An 18,024-nucleotide genomic window follows, 5' to 3' on the forward strand; every position below is an offset into this window, starting at 1 on the left:
GAGCGCAATTCCGCGAAACCGCCGTCAAATCCCTAAACGATCACCACACGAAGCGCATTGCATGATGGTCGCGCCGCTCGCTTCTTTACGCGATGCAATGGTCCGGTGCAGACGAGCGGCGCGGGAGCCGCCGGGCCATTCATCGCGAACAATCCAGGAGAAATGGATGAAGTTGGTGAAGACCTCGATGATCGCATGCGCTCTGTCGGCCCTCATTGCGACGCCGGTTCTCGCGCAAAGCGCGCCTCCCACCGCCAAGCCGGGCGGCACCGTGCAAGGCAAACCCATGCAAGGCAGCACGATGGGAAGCGGCGATGAGGAGATGAATGCTCAGCCGGGTGCGGCGGGCGAAAAGGCCGGCATGAAGTCGACCAAGGGCACCAGGGGCACGGGCACCACGGGTAGCGCTGCGCACAAGGGGACTGCCGACGATGCCACGACGGGCGGTGCTGCCCCGTCCAAGCGCTACTAGTCTCAAGTGGAATGGCAGAACTCCGGTCGCTCTGCGGCCGGAGTTCTTTTGGCTGCGTGTGCTAATCGTCGAAGCGGCTGCCGCGGCCGGCTTTGACGTCGCTACGCCGCTTTTTGCCTTCGAGCCGCCGCTGCTTGGACGCAAAGGTCGGCCGCGTCGCGCGCCGCGGAATGGGACGCACCATGGCTTCGCGCAGCATCTCGACCAGCCGGTCGATGGCATCCTGCCGGTTGCGCTCCTGAGTGCGGAAGCGCTGGGCGTGGATCACGATCACGCCGTCCTTGGTCATACGCTGACCCGCGATGCGGGCGAGCCGGATGGCGGCATCCTCCGGCAGGGTCAGTTTGCGCGTGTCGAAGCGCAGTTGCGCAGAGGTCGCGACCTTGTTGACGTTCTGCCCGCCGGGCCCGGAGGCGCGGACAAAACCAATCTCGATGTCGTCCTCGTCGATGACGAGATCGCGGGATATCCGCAGCATGATGGCACCATTCGTGATGTCCGGACATATCGCGGACGTCCAGGTTCGGCAATGGTGGAGCTGGAACGCAAATGGCCGGGCGAGCCCGGCCATTTCAGGAGACGTACCGGACCTGAGCCAGTCGGTCAGTTCGACTTCGTCACCGGTGCTGCCGCCGGCTGAGCGGCGGCCTGCGGGGCTCGGCCGACGACGACCGTCAGGAGGCCCTGGCCCCACAGCCGCTTGGCGGCGGCCTTGGCGTCATCGAGCGTCACGGCATCGATGATGGCATTGCGCTTCTCGATGTAGTCGATCGGCAGCTTGTCTTGCTGGTATTGCAGCAGCGCCTGCGCCAGCTTGGAGGAGGTGTCGAGCGCCAGCATCTGCGAGCCCTTGAGGTAGGACTTGGCCTCGTCGAGCTCCTTCTGTGTCGGACCCTCCTCGGCGATGCGGCGGACTTCCTTCTCGATGGCGTCGATGGTGTCGCCGGCGCGGTCGGCGCGCGTGCCGGTGTTGCCGATGAAGAGCGCAGAGTGCTCCATCCACAGCAGCGATTCATACACGGAATAGGCCAGCCCGCGCTTCTCGCGGACCTCCCGATAGAGTCGTGAGGAAAATCCGCCCCCGCCGAGGATGTGGTTGACCACGTAGTAAGCCATGAAGTTGGGATCGCTGCGCTTCACCCCGGGCCCGCCGAAGGTGATCACGGTCTGCGGCACGTCAAGGGTCACGAAGGCGCGCTGCGGCGGCTTGGCGGCCTCGACATCCGGGACCGGCGTGAGGTCGGCCTTGGCGGGCAGGCTGCCGAAGGTGTGGTCGAGCAGCTTGCCGAGCGTCGCGGGATCGACGTCGCCGACGACCGCGACCTTCAGGCCGTCCCTGGCGAGCACGCGGCGGACGTAATCCTTCATGTCGGAGACGGTGATGGTCGGCACGCTGTCGAGATTGCCGTTGGTCTGCCGGCCGTAAGGATGGCTGCCGAAGGCAACTTCCAGGAATTTGCGGCTCGCCAGCGATGTCGGGTTGGTGGTCTCGCGGCGCAGGCCCGAGATGACCTGCGAGCGGATACGTTCGACGTCGGCCGTATCGAAATGCGGCGAGGTCAGCGCGCTCCTGAGCAGATCGAACGCCTCGTCCTTGTTGTCGCGCAGCATGCGCAGGCTGCCGCGGAAGGTGTCGCGGGTGGCGTTGAAGGAGAGCTCGATGGCGCGGCGGTCGAGCCGCTCGTGGAACGTCTTGGAGTCGAGATCGCCGGAGCCTTCGTCGAGGAGGTCACCGACCAGGTTGGCGACGCCCGATTTGTCCTTGGGGTCCTGGGCCGAGCCGCCGGTAAAAGAATATTCCATGGCGATCAGCGGCACCGTTGCGTCCTGCACGAACCAGGCTTCGATGCCCCCGGGCGAGACCAGGCGCTGGATCTTTGCGGCTGCCTGCGACGGCGAGACCGCGGCGAGCGCAAGCGTTGCGCCGGTGGCAAGGGAGAATGCAATGCGTCGGAGAAAAGGATAGGTCACGAACGCTTCTCCTCGGGCTTGGCAGCCGCAGTGTCCTTGATCAGATAGCCTGTCACCGAGCGCTTCTTCTGAAGCCATTTCTGCGCAGCCGCGCGGACCTGCTCGGCCGTGACCGCGCGGATGCGGTCGGGCCAGCTCCTGATGTCCTCGATCGACAGGCCCGTGGTCAGTGCGCCGCCGTACCAGCGGGCCAGCACGGCCTGATTGTCCTGGGCGTAGATCGCTTCCGCGATGAGCTGGGTCTTGACCCGCTCCAGATCCTCGGCGCGGATCGGGTTCTGCGCGACATTGGCGATGACGCCGTCGACCGCCTGCTCGACCTCGGCGAAGCTGACGCCAGGCTTCGGCGCGGCCGAGATCGCGAACTGCGTCGGATCGAGCGAGATGCTGGAATAGCTGGCGTTGGCGGAGACCGCGAGCGGCTTGTCGACGACGAGGGCGCGGTAGAGATAGGAGTTGCTGCCGCTGCCTATCAGTTGCGCGAGCACGTCGAGGGCCGCGCTCTCGCCGGCCGCAGCCGTGGTTGCGGAGGGCACGAGATAATAGCGCCGCATGCTCGGCTGCTCGACGCGCGGGTCGGCCAGCGTGACGGTGCGCGGCGCGGCCGGCTCCGGCTCCTGCGGACGCACGCGGCGTGCGGGAATGGCAGGCTGGGCCGGGATGGAGCCGAAATTGCGCTCGACCAGCGGACGGACTTCTGCGGCGTCGACGTCGCCGGCGATCACCAGGATCGCGTTGTTCGGTGCGTAGAAGCGGCGATAGAAGGCGAGCGCGTCCTCTCGGTCGAGCTTCTCGATCTCCTGGTGCCAGCCGATCACCGGCCGGCCATAGGGATGGTTGAGATAGAGCGCGGCCATGATCTGCTCGTTGAGCCGCGCGTCCGGATTATTGGCGACGCGCATGTTGTACTCTTCGAGCACGACATCGCGTTCGGGCAGCACGTTCTCGTCCTTGAGGACCAGGCCGGTCATGCGGTCGGCCTCGAACTCCATCATGGTCGGCAGCTGCTCTTTCGGAACACGCTGGAAGTAGTTGGTGTAGTCGACCGAGGTCGAGGCATTCTCATTGCCGCCGACACGCAGCACGGTCTGGGAGAATTCGCCGGCCGGATGCTTCGAGGTGCCCTTGAACATCAGGTGCTCGAGAAAGTGCGCGAGCCCGGATTTCCCCGGCGTCTCGTCGGCCGAGCCGACCTTGTACCAGATCATCTCCGTGACAACGGGCGTGCGGCGATCCGGGATCACCACGACCTGCATGCCGTTGCTGAGCGTGAAGCTGGCGGGCGGAGGCGACGTCACCGTGGTCTGGGCGAGGGACGCGCCAGCCGTCAGGACACTGGTTGAAAGCGCGGCAAGGAGGCAGGCAGCCGATCGGTATGAGGACATCATCATCCTTATGAGAGGCCGAGTTCCGGATGTCCGGCTCGGAAGCACGGCATGGTACACCGTGCGGCTGAGGCTTCGCGTCACGAAGCAGAGAACTCAACGCCTAGGCAAGTTACTGATAAGCAATTTAAGGACCGCGTCCGGCGTGCGCGAGCCGCCGGGACGAGGTTCGATTCTGTCAGGATGTCGCAGCGCGACGGGAACGCTATTGTTCCTTGTCCTTGCCCGACATGATGTCGAAATAGGTCCGCCGCGTTTTGTCCGGCCCGGCGCCATAGGCGTAGTTCGGCGACGGCGTCTGATAGCCGGGCGGAGGCTCAACCAGCGATTGGCGCGGCGGCTCGCTGGTGAATTTCTTCTCTTCGGTGCTGTTGCCGCCCTTCATCATGTTCCAGAGACCACCGGAGAAACCGAGCTCCGCCGGGCTGAGCGACGGGTTGCCGTTGGTACCCGGCTGAATCGGATCGTTGCTGGTGCGGGGCGCTGCCGCGACCTCGCCGGCCTTCATTTCTGCGGGCGTCAGCGGCCGGGCGACCTGCCAGTTTTCCGTCTCCTTGGTCGCCTTCTTGCGCGCGGCAATCGCTTCCTTGCGGCGCTTTTCCTCGGGGTCCTTGGGCCAGTTCGGTGCGGCCTTGGCCTGGGTCGCGGGAGGCGGCAGGTCCAGCTTGGGCGGCACGACGAGCGGCGAGCGCTCTCGGTACTCGATCCCCTTCTTCTCCATGCTCTTGGCGCCGATGCCGGACATCAGATTGTCGATGATCTTCTCTTCGAAGGTCATCCCGTCATCCTCATCCTCGTCGTCACCGGCGCGGGCCGCGCCGGCCGACATGACGAGGCCGATGCCGAGCACGACAGCGGACAATTTCAATGCCCGCCAGAACCCCGACTGGGGGTCTCGCACCATCGAACCGCTGGTCTTCGCGCTGCGCATTACTGTACCTGTTCCATATTGTGGCAGATTGTCGCTCGCATACGGCTGGCCCCTGCAAAAGCGGGTTCCACCAGCCGGTCGTATCGACCGGGATCAGGGCGCTTTTGCGGCGGGTACCCCCAGGAAGGAATCATACAATAGCGCCGCCACCCCAGCAACGATGGCCACGTCGGCTAGGTTAAATACGTACCAATTGTAGATCTTTCCGCCGATATCGATGTGGAATAGGGCGAAATCGACCACCGCGCCATAGGCCAGACGGTCGATGCCGTTGCCGATGGCGCCGCCGATGATCAGGCCGAGCGCGATCGTGGCCAGGAGGGTGTGCGAGCGGGCCATCCAGACCGCGAGCGCGACCACCGCGATACCTTTGACGGCCATCAGCGCGAGCTGCGCCGCCTGGCTGTCGTTCTGGAGCCAGCCGAAGCTGATGCCGATGTTCCAGGCCAGCACCAGATCGAAGAACGGCGTGACCTTGACCACGCCGCGGCGGGCGAGCTCGAACACGTTCAGCAGCCAGAGCTTCGAAGCCTGATCGAGCACGAGCGTGATCAGGGCAGCGAGAATGCCGGCGCGGAGCGGGGTCATGCCGGGATCAGACTCCCATCCCCAACGCCTTCCATTCACGCAGTGCCTGCGCGTCGCGCGGGGTGACATCGGGGTATTCGGAATCTTCGCCGACCATCGGCGAAATCTTCCAGGAGCGGGCGCACTTCGTGCCGACGGCCTTCTCGACGACGACCGCCACACCCGGCACGGCGTCGAGACGGAAGGCGCCGGCCGGCGCATCGCCCTCGCGCACCTCGTAATTCGAGGTGATGCAGACCTCGGCGAGATCGACGTCGAATAGCGTCATCAACATGTCCCGGTCGGCGACATAGATCACCGGCGAGGCCTCCAGCGAGGAGCCGATGTTCTTGGCGGCGCGCTCAACTTCGAGCGCGCCGGTGACGACACGGCGGACGTTGCGGATCGTCTCCCACTTTCCCGCGAGCTTGTCGTCGCGCAGATTCTCGAGGCCCTCGGGAAACAGCGTCAGATGCACCGAGGGCTCCGCATTGGGCCGGAACATCCGCCACGCTTCGTCAGTCGTGAAGCTCAGGATCGGCGCGAGCCATTTCAGGAGCGCATCGCACAGGATCTCGATCGTGGTAAGCGCCGCTTTGCGCGCCACCGAGGACGGCGGATCGCAGTAAAGCGTGTCCTTGCGGATGTCGAAATAGAACGCCGACAGCTCGGAATTCATGAAGGCCGAGAGGCTCGCGACCACGGTCTTGTAGTCGAAGGCGGCATAGGCCTGGCGAATGGTCTCGGCATGGCCGGCCAGCTCGTGCAGCATCAAGCGCTCGAGCTCGGGCATCTCGGCATAGGCGATTTTCTCGCTCGCCCTGAAGTGATGCAGCGTGCCGAGCATCCAGCGGATCGAGTTGCGCAGCTTGCGATAGGTCTCGATGGTGTTCTTGAGGATCTCTGGGCCGATGCGCTGGTCGTCGGCATAGTCGGTGGCGCAGACCCACAGGCGGAGGATGTCCGCCCCCGAATCCTTGATCACCTTCTGCGGCTCGACGGTGTTGCCGAGCGACTTCGACATCTTGCGGCCGTTCTCGTCCAGCGTGAAGCCGTGAGTCAGCACGACATCGTAGGGCGCGCGGCCGCGCGTGCCCGCGCTTTCCAGCAGCGAGGAATGGAACCAGCCGCGATGCTGGTCGCTGCCCTCGAGATACATCACGGTGTCGTTGCCACCGTCGATCTTGCGGACGATGTTGCCGAGCTGCGGGAAGTTCTGCCGGTCCTCGAGCACGAAGGCGTGCGTGGAGCCGGAATCGAACCAGACGTCGCAGATGTCGTCGACCTTCTTCCAGTCTTCGCTCGCGCGGGAGCCGAGGAAGCGCTCGCGGGCGCCCTCCATGTACCAGGCGTCGGCGCCTTCCTCCATGAAGGCCTCGGTGATGCGCTGGTTGACGATCTCGTCCTGCAGGATCTCGGCCGAGCCGTCGCCCTTCTCGCGCACGAATACGGCGATCGGCACGCCCCAGGCGCGCTGACGCGAGATCACCCAGTCCGGACGGTTGGCGATCATGCCGTTGATGCGGTTCTCTCCCGCCGGCGGCACCCATTGCGTCACCGAGATCGCGTGCAGCGCGCGGGCGCGCAGCGTGTCGCCCTTCCTGGCATGGCCGTTGTCGCTGATGTCCTTGTCCATCGCGATGAACCATTGCGGCGTGTTGCGGAAGATCACCGGCTTCTTCGAGCGCCAGGAATGCGGATACTGGTGCTTCAGCCGGCCACGCGCGAGCAGCATTCCTCTTTCGGCGAGCGCCTTGATGACGGCCTCGTTGGCGTCACCCTTCTCGCCCTTGTCGTTGAGCACGCGCTTTCCGGTGAAGCCGGGAGCCTGTGCGGTGTAGGCGCCGTTCTCGTCGACGGTGTAGGGGATCGTGGTGTTGATGCCGCGTCCGTCGAGCTCACGGGCACTCGCCATCCAGACATCGAAGTCCTCGCGGCCGTGGCCGGGTGCGGTGTGCACGAAGCCGGTGCCGGTGTCGTCGGTGACGTGGTCGCCAGCCAGCAGCGGCACGATGAAGTCGTAGCCGCCGGCCAATCCCTTCAGCGGATGGGCGCATTCGACCGCATCCAGCGTGTCGCCGGGGATGTCGCGCACCTTCTCATAGGCCGTGACGCGCGCCTGCTTGAACACCTCCGCGGCGAGCGCGTCGGCCAGGATCAGCAGGTCGCCGGCCTTCGTCCAATTGTCCGCGGGCGCATTCGTCACCTTGTAGAGGCCGTAGGCGATCTTGGGCGAGAAGGAGATGGCGCGGTTGCCGGGCAGCGTCCAGGGCGTGGTGGTCCAGATCATCACGGATGCATTGGCGAGCGCGCCATGCGCCGGCGAGGTGATCGGGAATTTCACCCACACCGTATCGGAGGTGTGGTCCTCGTACTCGACCTCGGCCTCCGCCAGCGCGGTCTTCTCGACCACGCTCCACATCACCGGCTTGGAGCCGCGATAGAGCGTACCGTTGGCCGCGAATTTCATCAGCTCGCGCGCGATCTGCGCCTCGGCCGGGTACGTCATGGTCTGATAGGGATGATCCCAGTCGCCGATGATGCCGAGCCGCTTGAACTCCTCGCGCTGCACGTTGATCCAGTGCGTCGCATAGGCGCGGCACTCCTTGCGGAACGCCACCATCGCGGCGGAATCGCGGAAGTCGGGCTTCTGCTTGCCCTTGGAGCGGTAGTTCTCCTCCTCGATCTTCCATTCGATCGGCAGGCCGTGGCAGTCCCAGCCGGGCACGTAATTGGAATCGAAGCCGAGCATCTGCTGGCTCTTGGTCACCACGTCCTTGAGGATCTTGTTCAGCGCGTGCCCGATATGGATGTTGCCGTTGGCGTAGGGCGGGCCGTCATGCAGCACGAATTTGGCGCGGCCCCGGGCTTCCTGGCGCAGCTTGTCGTAGAGGCCGATGTCGTTCCAGTATTTCAAGAGCTCCGGCTCGCGCTGCGGCAGGCCAGCGCGCATCGGGAATTCGGTTTGCGGCAGGAACAGGGTTTTCGAATAGTCTTTGGTGTCGGACTTTTGCGGCTTTTCGGACATGAGGCTGACTGGCTCGGAAGGGCGCGGAAAAACGGATGGCGATTGGGAAATCGCGGGGTGAAACGACACAATCCCGGTCTTGCGCCGAGCTTTGGGCTCAGGCGGAAGCCGGGCCGCTAATCCCTATGATGCGCCGCGCAAACATGGGCACTCCATAGCAGGGGGCCAGGGGAAGCGCAAAGGTCGGAGGGGCCGGTTTGAGGCTCAGTCGATGGTCCCGAGCCGCGGAAATGCACCCGGGGCGGCCGCCAGCATGGCGCGGGCGCGGGCGGAATCGTCGTCCATCTGGCGGATCAGGGCCTCGAGGCTGTCGAATTTCAGCTCTTCGCGGATGAAGCCGATGAAGGCGCAGTCGAGTGCCTGGCCGTAAAGATCGCCCTTGAAGTCGAACAGGAAGATTTCGAGCAGCGGCGCGCCATTGTCGAAAGTCGGGCGGCGGCCGAAGCTCGCCACGCCGTCGAGCCGTTCGGCGCCGCGGCCGACCCGCACGGCGTAGATGCCGTGCTTCAGGCCGCAATTGGCGTCCAGACGGATATTGGCGGTGGGATAGCCGAGATCTCGGCCGCGCTTCTCGCCATGGATCACCTCGCCGGTGATGAACCAAGGGGCACCCAGCATGGTGGTGGCTTCATCGAGCTGGCCTTCGGCCAGCGCGATCCGGATCGCGCTGGAGGAGACCGGCCGCTCGTCGATATCGACATGCGCCTGCACGTCGACCTCGATGCCGAGCCGCGGGGCCTCGTTGACCAGAAGGCTCGGCGAGCCGACCCGGCCCTTGCCGAAATGGAAGTCGTAGCCGACGGCGATGCCGCTGACGCCAAGGCGGCCGATCAGGTCATGGTGAATGAAATCTTGCGCAGAGGTGCCGGCGCGCGCCTTGTCGAAGGTCATGACCACGGCGCCGGCAAGCCCGGTGCCGGCCAGAAGCCGCAGCTTGGCGGTCTCGTCCGTCAGGCGAAATTGCGGGGTGTTGGGGCTGAAAAAACGCCGCGGATGGGGCTCGAAGGTCAGGGCCAGGGCAGGACGGCCATGCGCCCGGCCCATGTCCAGGGCGGCTGCGATCACGGCGCGATGGCCGAGATGAACGCCGTCGAAATTGCCCATGGCGACCACGGCGCCCCTTGGAATGGCGGAGTCCGGCGTGGTGTCGCGGATTACGGTAAAATGCGGAGCCATCAGGGGAATTCTCGAAGCGGCAGGACCGGCCGGGACCGTGGCGCGACCGGCCGGATGAAGTCAAGCGGGAGGGTGGGCCTGCCTCGAATGCGATTCAGCCCTTGGGGGCGCCCGCAGTTAACGCGCTGTTTAACGCCTTGGTGTTAGTCCTTGAGCGTGGAACTGCCGGGCTCCGGCCTGGGCAGGTCCGATCGTAATGTTCCTGGGTTTGCGTTGGGGGAGTCGAGATGGCGGTTGATTTGTCGATGCCGGTTCTTGTGGTGGATGACTACAGCACCATGATCCGTATCATCAGGAATCTGCTGAAGCAGCTTGGCTTCGAGAACATCGATGATGCCAGCGACGGTTCGGCAGCGCTGAACAAGATGCGCGGCAAGAAGTACGGGCTCGTGATCTCCGACTGGAACATGGAGCCGATGACGGGGTACGACCTCTTGCGCGAAGTGCGCGCGGATCCGAACCTCGCCACCACGCCCTTCATCATGATCACGGCCGAATCCAAGACCGAGAACGTGATCGCGGCCAAGAAGGCCGGCGTGAACAATTACATCGTCAAGCCGTTCAACGCGGCGACGCTGAAGACCAAGATCGAAGCGGTCTTCCCGGACATGGCGAGCGCGTAAGCGCTGCCTGAACCTAGACAATTATCTGTCGAGATCGTCATGCCCGGGCTTGTCCCGGGCATCTACGTTCTTGGACAGCAGAAGGATGTGGATGGCCGGGTCAAGCCCGGCCATGACGATGTCTGGAGCTTAGAGCTTCGCCTGAGCCGACGTCCTTCAAGCGGCCACCGTCACCACTTCAATTCGCGCATCAGCGCCTTCGGCGGATGGCCGAACAATTCCATCACCGAATTCGGGTCCAACTGGTCGAGGCCCTCGAACTCCTCGGCATGGATGCCGCGGGTGACGAACAGGCAGTCGATGCCGAATTCGCGCGCGCCGGTTAAGTCGGTGCGGACGGAATCGCCGATCGCCAGCACCTTCTTCCGGTCGATCGTGTGGCCCTGGCGTTCCCCGGCGAGCGCCATCGCGCGCTCATAGATCGGCCGGTGCGGCTTGCCGTAGAAGATCACCTCGCCGCCGAGCTCGCGATAGAGCTCCGCGATGGCGCCGGCGCAATAGATCAGCCGGTCGCCGCGTTCAACCACGATGTCGGGGTTGGCGCAAACCAGCGTCAGCTTGCGCTCGCGCGCCTTGAGCATCATGCCGCGGTAATCTTCCGCCGTCTCGGTCTCGTCGTCGTAGAGGCCGGTGCAGACGATGTAATCGGCGTCCTCCAGCGGCGCGGTCTTCGCATCGAGGCCGCGGTAGATCGAGTTGTCGCGCTCGGGCCCGAGCCAGAACATCTTGCGGCCGGGATGCTCGGCAACATAGAGCCGGGTCAGGTCGCCGGACGAGACGATCGCATCATAGGTCTCGTCGGCGACGCCGAGCTTGCGCAATTGCCGCTGCACGGAGTCGGCCGGACGCGGCGCGTTGGTGATCAGGATCACCGTACCGCCGTGGCTGCGATAGGTATGCAGTGCCTCGCAGGCCTCGGGGAAGGATTCGAGCCCGTTATGGACGACGCCCCAGATGTCGCTGAGCACGACATCGACCCCGCCCACGAGCTCGCGCAGGCTTTGCGCAAAGTGCAGTGTGGTCATGATGCGTGCGGCCGATCAGATGCGGCGCGCAAGCGCTGCGTTGCCGGTGATGCGCTGCGGCGGAGGCGCCGAAGAGGTCGCGCCTGAGCTGGGTGTGGCGGAGCCATTGGATCCCTGGATGTCCTGCGCCTGGTTCGGCGAGGCCCCGCCGGTAGCAGATGCCCCTTCGGGCCGCAATGGCCGGGGTGGTGCGAACAGGAACCCCTGGCCGAATCGCACGTCATAATCGAGCAGATCGATCACCGCACGCTCGCCTTCGATCCGCTCGGCGATCAGGTCGATGCCGAAGCGGCCGAGCAGGTCGGAGAGATCCGACGGATGGATGTCCGAGGCCGAGGCCTGCCTCGGATCGAGCAGCAGCGTGGCCGGCACCTTGATGAAGCGCACGCCGCGGTCGGCGAGCTCGCGCGGTTCGATGCGCAGATCAGTGACATGGTCGATCGAGAAGCGGAAGCCGCGCTGCGCGAGCGCGGCGAGGTTCTCGGACTCGGCCGGGCCGAGGTTGCGGAAGGTCGATTGCTTGAACTCCAGCACCAACGAGGGCGCCAGCGCACGGTTGGCTTCGAGGAAGTCGAGACATTGCGCGAAGGTGGTGGAGTTGCCGAGCGTGGAGGCCGCGACGTTGCAGAACACGCCGACGTCCTTGTTGCGCACCATCAGGCGCCGCAGCACCTGCACACAGCGCAGCATCACCATGTTGTCGATGCGCCCGATCAGCCCGGAGGCCTCCGCGATGCTGATGAACTCCTCGGCCGCGATGAGCTGGTCACGTTCGTCGCGCAGCCGTGTCACGGCCTCGTAGAACCGCACCTTGCGCTGCGGCAGCGTCACCATCGGCTGGAGGAAGATGTCGATGCGGTTCTCGTCGATCGCGTTGCGAAGCGCCGCCAGCAATTGAGTCTGGTTGCGTCCGTTGACCATCTGGGGCGGAACAGCCGGCGCGGGCCGCGACTGCGCCACGGCAGGCGGAGGCGCTGCAGGCGGGGGCGCCGCGGGCAGTGGTGCCGGCGCAGCGGGCCGTTCGTCGATCGTCGCGATCAGGTCGAGCGACGCCGCCGGCTCCTGCTGGGCCGAGGCCGGGGTTGGGGCCGGCGCGCTGCCAGCCAGTAGGTCCTCATGTGCCGACACGGTGGTGGCGAGCTGCTTGACCAGTCCGCCGAGCTCGTTGATCTCGCCGACCACCGACTGGATGCGGTCGGAGTTGGTCGAATTGGACGAGGCGATGCGTCCCTCGATCGCAGCCAGCCGGCGGCCGAACTCGGCCACCTGGCGGGCGAGGTCGGCGGTACCGCGCGAGAGGTCGGCGATCTGGCCGCCGACGTCACTGCGATCGCGCAGCCGCATAGAAACTGCATTGTAGAGGATCAGGAAGGTCAGCGCCGTCAGCGCCACGATCGCGGATTCGGTTCCGCTGATGCCGGCGACCGAATAGAGCACCAGCCCGAGCGAGGCCGCGACCAGAACCATGCAGATGGCGATGAAGATCGTCGAAATGCGAATCATGCCGCGCGTTACGCCTCAAGATCTGACTGTCTCACCCGGGAAAACACGGGCCGCCGTCCGACCCGTCATGTCTCATGTTCCCCCAAGCCCCATGACCTTACCATCATTGTTGATTCGAGGGGATAGCGGGCCTCGAGCGCGACAAGGGTGCCCGCGTGGGCGCATTCGCCGCGAACGGGTCGAGTATGGAAATCCTCGACCTGAAACGTCACGCGCCCCTGGCTCCGGTCGGAAATCAAGGTGCTCTCAGCGTAAAATAACGCCGCTCTCAAGGCCAGCGAGCCGCCTGCGCCGTATCGTTCCTGCGTTTCCAACCCCAGGAGATGACCCATGTCGACAGCCGCCGCACTCAAGCCGACCGTTCCCCAGCCCGACCTCACCGCCGTCAAGCAGCGCCAGCACGGCGCCTGGTCGTCGGGCGACTATGCCGTGGTCGGAACCACCTTGCAGATCGTCGGCGAGCAGCTCTGTGAGGCCGTTGACATCCGCGCCGGCAGCAAGGTGCTGGACGTCGCCGCCGGCAACGGCAATGCGACGCTGGCCGCCGCCCGGCGCTGGTGTGACGTCACGTCGACCGACTTCGTGCCGGCACTGCTGGCGCGGGGGCGCGAGCGCGCAGCGGCCGAACATCTCACGGTCGAGTTCCGCGAGGCGGATGCCGAAGCGCTGCCGTTTACCGACGCCAGCTACGATGTCGTGCTCTCGACCTTCGGCGTGATGTTCACGCCGGATCAGGACAAGGCGGCGTCCGAGCTCGCGCGCGTCTGCAGGTCCGGCGGCAAGATCGGCCTCGCCAACTGGACGCTCCAGGGTTTCATCGGTCAGCTGTTCAAGACAATCGGCAAGCATCTGCCGCCGCCGGCCGGGGTAAAGTCACCGGCTCTGTGGGGCACCAAGGCGCGGCTTGACGAGATGTTCGGAAACAAGGCTTCGGAGATCACGGCCGAGCAGCGCATGTTCGTGTTCCGCTATCGCTCGCCGGACCACTGGCTCGACGTTTTCAAGACGTTCTACGGTCCGACGCTGAAGGCGTTTGCCGCCCTCGACGAGATTGGCCAGGCGGCGCTGAAGCGCGATCTCCTGGCGCTGCTCGGCGAGTTCAACCATGCCGACGACGGGACGATCGTCGTGCACAGCGAGTATCTGGAAGCCATCATCACCAAACGCTGAGATGCCACTCGGTCAGGCCGGACGAACTCGGCCTGACCGTCCTTCAGGCCGGCGCGGCGGCGCCGACCGTATCGGCCGAGACGGCCTGGCGGGTGCCGAGCGGCTTCGGCTGCCCGGTGGTCGTGTCGCGCAGGGTCTGCCGCTCGATCTCCGAGTTCAGCTCGGCCCCGAACATGATCACGATGGCCGACATCCACATCCAGGTCATCAGGCCGATCGCCGCGCCGAGCGAGCCATAGGTCGCGTTGTAATTGGCGAATTCCGAGAGATACCAGGACAGGAGCGCCGAGCCGGCGATCCAGAGGATGGCGGCCGTGACGGCGCCGAGGCTCAGCCATTGCCAGCGCGGCGCATCGCGACTGGGTGCGAAGCGATAGAGGATTGCAAGCGCCACGAGCAGGATGAGGAACAGGACCGGCCATCGCGCCAGCGCGACGATCAGCTTGCTTTCGGGCGCCATGCCGAGATGATTGAGCGCGAGCGGGAAGGCGACCACGGCCCCTACCATCAGCAGCAGCGCTACGATGCCCCCGACCGTGAAGGCCAGCGACACCATGTTGAGCTTGATGAAGCTGCGCTTCTCGCGCTCCTCATAGGCGACGTTGAGGGCGTCGAAGATCGCCTTGACGCCGGCATTGGCACTCCAGATGGCCAGCAGAAGGCCGAACAGGAAGGTGATGCCGAGCGTGGTATTGGCGTTCGACAGCACGCGCGCGACCTGGTCCTCGACGATCTGGAACGATCCCTCGGGCAGCATCGTCGCAAGCGTGTGGAGATTTGAGCTGATCGTCGAGGGATCGGCGAACAGGGCATAGGACGAGACGAGCGCGGTGACGGCGGGGAAGATCGCGAGCAGGCCGAAGAAGACGACGCCGCCGGCGGTCGCCAGCAGGCGATCCTCGTCGATGCGCTGATAGGTGCGCCAGAAAATATCCTTCCAGCCCGCCCAGGGGATCGTGAACGGACTCTTCGCGTGACGGCCGCGGCCGGGCTCCACGGCTGCGCCCGCCGGATGCGTTTCCGGTGAATTCGCCTCGCCTTTGCGATTTTCTTGAGGAGGTCCAGGCGGGACCAGGCCGGAGTTCTGAAAGTAGCGCTCCGCGCTCAGCACGAAGACGGCTGTTGCCGCCACCAGCAGCCAGGAGTCGATCTGTTCGGAGCGCCGCACCAGCATTCAGGCGTCCAATCTTTGACCGTGACGCCTGCGGCGCGCCGCCGTGAACCCCGCAAGGCCAATCGCAGCGAGCATCAGGCCAAGCTGCACGGGCCGGTTGGTGCGAATCGATCCGGCGTGTCTGCCGTGGGCGCGTTCGCCCGGTGCAAACGGGGCCAGGGGGATCGTCGTCGCGACCTCCTTCACCGCCTGCTTGACCGTTCCGCGCGGAATCCGTGGGCTCGCGATCGCTACGCGCATGCGGCTCGCAAGCGGCACGATCGGCTTGGTAGGCCGCTTCATCATGGCCATGGCGACGCCAACGCAGATTCCGGCCAGCACCAGCAGCACGGCGGCGACGGCGCCAAAACCCCAGAATTGCCCGTAGGTGATGGCCACCCAGCGGTACAGCGCCATCAGGCCGACGAAGAAGGTCGCAACCGCGAACAGTCCGGCCACGGCGAACAGGCCTGCCGCTATAGCGTAGGACGTCGCCCGTCCCGTCGCCTGGCTGGTGCGGTCACGCATGTAGGATTGCGCGGCGCGCTTGAGATGGTTGAGCTTGAGCGCCATGCCGGCGCGCAGCAATTCGCCCGATGGCGCGAGCATGCGGTCATCCTCCGACGTCTAGAAATTCGTCGGAAGATGAACGTGGCGATATTTGACTTGTTCCGAAGCAGCGCGCCTGTCGTGACGATCAGCCGAGATCGGCGGCTGCGATCCAGAACACCTCGCCCTCGGAGTCCTCCGTGTCCAGCCAGAGCAGCGGCAGTTCCGGGAAGGCCTCGTCGACCAGGTCACGGCCGCGGCCGATCTCGCAGATCAGCCCGCCACCGGGCGTGAGGTGATCGGGCGCCTCGCGCAGGATCCGGCGCACCACGTCAAGGCCGTCGGCGCCACCGTCGAAGGCGAGCTTAGGCTCGGCCCGGCATTCGGGCGGCAGCGCCGCCATGCCTTCGGCATCGACGTAGGGCGGATTGGTGATGATCAGGTCATACCTGTTGTCGCCGAGCGGCGCGAACAGGTCGCCGCGGTACAGGCTGATCCGGTGCTCGAGCCCGTAGTCGCCGACATTTCGCGTAGCGACCTCGATCGCGCCCTTGGAGATGTCGACGGCATCGACGGCGGCGTTCGGGAAATGATGCGCGGCGAGAATGGCGAGGCATCCCGATCCCGTGCAGAGATCGAGCACGCGCTCGACCCCCGTGGGATCGTCGATCAGCGCGCCGGCGCCTTCTTCACCGCCGAAATGCGAGTCCATGAGCTCGCCGATGAAGGAGCGCGGAACGATGACGCGCTCGTCGACATAGAAGGGCAGGCCGCGCATGTAGATCTTGTTGACGAGATAGGCGGCCGGTTTGCGTGTGGTGACGCGCTGATGGATGAGATCGAGAATGGACTTGCCTTCGGCGACCGTAACGCGCGCGCCGGCAAAAGTCTCGAACTGCTCGGGATTGAGATGCAGCGCCTCGCTCACCAGGAAGGCAGCTTCGGCGACCGGATCGGTCGTACCATGGGCAAAGGCGAGCTCAGCTTCGACGAAGCGGCTCACCCCATAGCGGACGAAATCGAGCAGCGTGAGGAGCTCGCCCGGACCGACCTTGGCAGGTTTTGGCGCCGCGCGCCCGCGCGCGGTCTTTTTCGATGCTTTGGCCATCAGGATTTCGTCCAGCGTGCGGCGGCTTCGTCGTCGCGCGTCTGGGCTTCGACCCAGCCGGTGCCGGCTTCGCTCTCTTCCTTCTTCCAGAACGGCGCGCTGGTCTTGAGGTAATCCATCAGGAACTCGGCGGCCTGGAACGCGGCCTGGCGATGCTGCGAGGCGGTCAGCACCAGCACGATGTTCTGTCCGGGCATGAAGCGGCCGACGCGGTGAATCACGGTGACGCCGTTCAGCGGCCAGCGCGCGGTCGCTTCACTGACATGGCGCCCGATCTCTTCTTCCGCCATGCCGGGATAATGCTCGAGGGTGAGCGCCGAAATTTTTGCGCTGTCCTCGTCGGCCCGGCAGATGCCGGAGAAGCTCACGACTGCGCCGATGTCGGTCCGGCTCCTGGTCAGGATCGCGATCTCGTGGGCGATGTCGAAATCGTCCTCTTGGATGCGGATGGTGACGGGGCAGGCGGTGGCAGGGGAGGTCATGGCCTAGCCGCCGGTCATCGGCGGGAAGAATGCGATCTCGCGGGCGCCCGCGATCGCGGTGTCCGGCTTGACATGGGCGTGGTCGATCGCGGTGCGGATCACTTTCGGCTTCTCGAAGGCGTAGGCATAGGCCTCGCTCTGGCCGGACAGCCAGGCGATCAGCTCCTCGACGGTGCGCACGCTCGCGGGCGGCTCGATGGTCTCCTCGGCCTTGCCGACGCGCTCGCGCACCCAGGCGAAATATTTCACCTTCATCCCTCGTCCTCCTTGATGAGGTGATGGATGCCGGCGCGGAAATAGTCGTAGCCGGTGTACATGGTGAGGATCGCCGAAGCCCACAGCAGCGCCAGCCCGATCATCGAGACCACCGGCACGACCTCATCGCCGGCCGGGCCGGCGAGCAGGAAGCCGATCGCGACGAGCTGGACCGTGGTCTTCCACTTGGCGAGCTTGGTCACGGGCACGCTGACGCGGAGTGCGGCGAGATATTCGCGCAGGCCCGAAACCAGGATCTCGCGGCACAGGATCACAATGGCAGCCCACAGCGACCAGCCATGGATGATGCCGTCCGCGGCCAGCATCAATAGGCACGATGCGACCAGCAGCTTGTCGGCGATCGGGTCGAGCATTCGGCCGAACGCCGATTGCTGATTCCAGATCCGCGCATAATAGCCGTCAAGGTAATCGGTCACCGCGGCGCCGATGAAGATGGCCACCGCCACCCAGCGCAGCCAGAGCGGCTGATCCAGAATCGACTGCGCATAGATGCATCCGACCACGACCGGGATCGCGGCGATCCGGCCATAGGTCAGGATGTTGGGGAGGGACATCGCGCGGCTGGTCGTCCCTCGTGTGGTGGCGATGTTCATCCGTCCTACCAA

18 protein-coding genes are annotated in these 18,024 nt (G+C 65.2%); 3 read left to right on the forward strand and 15 right to left on the reverse strand.

Features of this window, described 5'->3' with window-relative positions:
• Nucleotides 1-166: 166 nt before the first annotated feature.
• Entirely contained in the window at nucleotides 167-472 is a 306-nt protein-coding gene (locus LPJ38_RS10520) for a hypothetical protein (protein WP_145641366.1), read from the forward strand.
• 61 nt (nucleotides 473-533) lie between these two features.
• Here the strand turns inward: LPJ38_RS10520 and arfB are convergent, their stop codons facing one another.
• The 7 genes from arfB to LPJ38_RS10555 form a co-directional block, all read right to left on the reverse strand.
• Nucleotides 534-950: an alternative ribosome rescue aminoacyl-tRNA hydrolase ArfB gene (gene arfB, locus LPJ38_RS10525; protein WP_061846616.1), complete on the reverse strand. Its 417-nt coding sequence runs from the start codon at nucleotides 948-950 to the stop codon at nucleotides 534-536.
• Nucleotides 951-1,075: 125 nt separating this feature from the next.
• Nucleotides 1,076-2,443 (reverse strand): M16 family metallopeptidase, encoded by a 1,368-nt coding sequence (locus LPJ38_RS10530; RefSeq protein WP_167520733.1) that lies wholly within the window; start codon nucleotides 2,441-2,443, stop codon nucleotides 1,076-1,078.
• Entirely contained in the window at nucleotides 2,440-3,831 is a 1,392-nt protein-coding gene (locus tag LPJ38_RS10535; protein ID WP_404438559.1) for a M16 family metallopeptidase, read from the reverse strand. The genes LPJ38_RS10530 and LPJ38_RS10535 overlap by 4 nt, the downstream gene beginning before the upstream one ends.
• 202 nt (nucleotides 3,832-4,033) lie before the next feature.
• Nucleotides 4,034-4,759: a hypothetical protein gene (locus tag LPJ38_RS10540; protein WP_145641373.1), complete on the reverse strand. Its 726-nt coding sequence runs from the start codon at nucleotides 4,757-4,759 to the stop codon at nucleotides 4,034-4,036.
• A gap of 93 nt (nucleotides 4,760-4,852) precedes the next feature.
• The gene (gene lspA, locus LPJ38_RS10545) at nucleotides 4,853-5,347 is read right to left on the reverse strand and encodes a signal peptidase II (RefSeq protein WP_145641376.1); all 495 of its coding nucleotides are present in this window, start codon (nucleotides 5,345-5,347) and stop codon (nucleotides 4,853-4,855) included.
• A 7-nt stretch (nucleotides 5,348-5,354) separates the two neighbouring features.
• Nucleotides 5,355-8,354 (reverse strand): isoleucine--tRNA ligase, encoded by a 3,000-nt coding sequence (ileS, locus tag LPJ38_RS10550; protein ID WP_145641378.1) that lies wholly within the window; start codon nucleotides 8,352-8,354, stop codon nucleotides 5,355-5,357.
• 204 nt (nucleotides 8,355-8,558) lie between these two features.
• Complete coding sequence (locus LPJ38_RS10555) at nucleotides 8,559-9,530, reverse strand: bifunctional riboflavin kinase/FAD synthetase (protein WP_145641380.1); 972 nt, start codon at nucleotides 9,528-9,530, stop codon at nucleotides 8,559-8,561.
• A gap of 227 nt (nucleotides 9,531-9,757) precedes the next feature.
• Between LPJ38_RS10555 and LPJ38_RS10560 the strand changes: the two genes are divergently transcribed.
• The gene (locus LPJ38_RS10560; protein ID WP_008567674.1) at nucleotides 9,758-10,153 is read left to right on the forward strand and encodes a response regulator; all 396 of its coding nucleotides are present in this window, start codon (nucleotides 9,758-9,760) and stop codon (nucleotides 10,151-10,153) included.
• A gap of 170 nt (nucleotides 10,154-10,323) precedes the next feature.
• On the opposite strand, the gene LPJ38_RS10565 is transcribed toward LPJ38_RS10560, so the two are convergent.
• Complete coding sequence (locus LPJ38_RS10565; protein WP_145641383.1) at nucleotides 10,324-11,178, reverse strand: TIGR01459 family HAD-type hydrolase; 855 nt, start codon at nucleotides 11,176-11,178, stop codon at nucleotides 10,324-10,326.
• Nucleotides 11,179-11,193: 15 nt separating this feature from the next.
• Nucleotides 11,194-12,681, reverse strand: a complete 1,488-nt coding sequence (locus LPJ38_RS10570; RefSeq protein WP_145641386.1) for an EAL domain-containing protein — start codon at nucleotides 12,679-12,681, stop codon at nucleotides 11,194-11,196.
• A gap of 330 nt (nucleotides 12,682-13,011) precedes the next feature.
• Here LPJ38_RS10570 and LPJ38_RS10575 point away from each other — a divergent pair, with 330 nt between their 5' ends.
• Entirely contained in the window at nucleotides 13,012-13,851 is an 840-nt protein-coding gene (locus LPJ38_RS10575) for a class I SAM-dependent methyltransferase (RefSeq protein WP_145641389.1), read from the forward strand.
• Nucleotides 13,852-13,894: 43 nt separating this feature from the next.
• On the opposite strand, the gene LPJ38_RS10580 is transcribed toward LPJ38_RS10575, so the two are convergent.
• From LPJ38_RS10580 to pgsA, 6 genes are all read right to left on the reverse strand, one after another.
• A complete protein-coding gene (locus LPJ38_RS10580) occupies nucleotides 13,895-15,025 on the reverse strand; it encodes a YihY/virulence factor BrkB family protein (RefSeq protein WP_145641391.1) in 1,131 nt (376 codons plus the stop codon).
• Nucleotides 15,026-15,613, reverse strand: coding sequence for a phage holin family protein (locus LPJ38_RS10585; protein ID WP_145641394.1), 588 nt, complete (start codon nucleotides 15,611-15,613; stop codon nucleotides 15,026-15,028).
• Nucleotides 15,614-15,701: 88 nt separating this feature from the next.
• Nucleotides 15,702-16,661 carry a 50S ribosomal protein L3 N(5)-glutamine methyltransferase gene (prmB, locus tag LPJ38_RS10590; protein WP_145641396.1) on the reverse strand — a complete coding sequence of 320 codons (960 nt, stop codon included), beginning with the start codon at nucleotides 16,659-16,661 and terminating at the stop codon, nucleotides 15,702-15,704.
• Nucleotides 16,661-17,143, reverse strand: coding sequence for a molybdenum cofactor biosynthesis protein MoaE (locus LPJ38_RS10595; RefSeq protein WP_145641399.1), 483 nt, complete (start codon nucleotides 17,141-17,143; stop codon nucleotides 16,661-16,663). The genes prmB and LPJ38_RS10595 overlap by 1 nt, the downstream gene beginning before the upstream one ends.
• Nucleotides 17,144-17,146: 3 nt before the next feature.
• Entirely contained in the window at nucleotides 17,147-17,398 is a 252-nt protein-coding gene (gene moaD / locus LPJ38_RS10600; RefSeq protein ID WP_145641401.1) for a molybdopterin converting factor subunit 1, read from the reverse strand.
• Nucleotides 17,395-18,012, reverse strand: a complete 618-nt coding sequence (gene pgsA / locus LPJ38_RS10605; RefSeq protein WP_060734879.1) for a CDP-diacylglycerol--glycerol-3-phosphate 3-phosphatidyltransferase — start codon at nucleotides 18,010-18,012, stop codon at nucleotides 17,395-17,397. The genes moaD and pgsA overlap by 4 nt, the downstream gene beginning before the upstream one ends.
• Between the last annotated feature and the right edge of the window lie 12 nt (nucleotides 18,013-18,024).

Source organism: Bradyrhizobium daqingense, assembly GCF_021044685.1.
GTDB lineage: Bacteria > Pseudomonadota > Alphaproteobacteria > Rhizobiales > Xanthobacteraceae > Bradyrhizobium > Bradyrhizobium daqingense.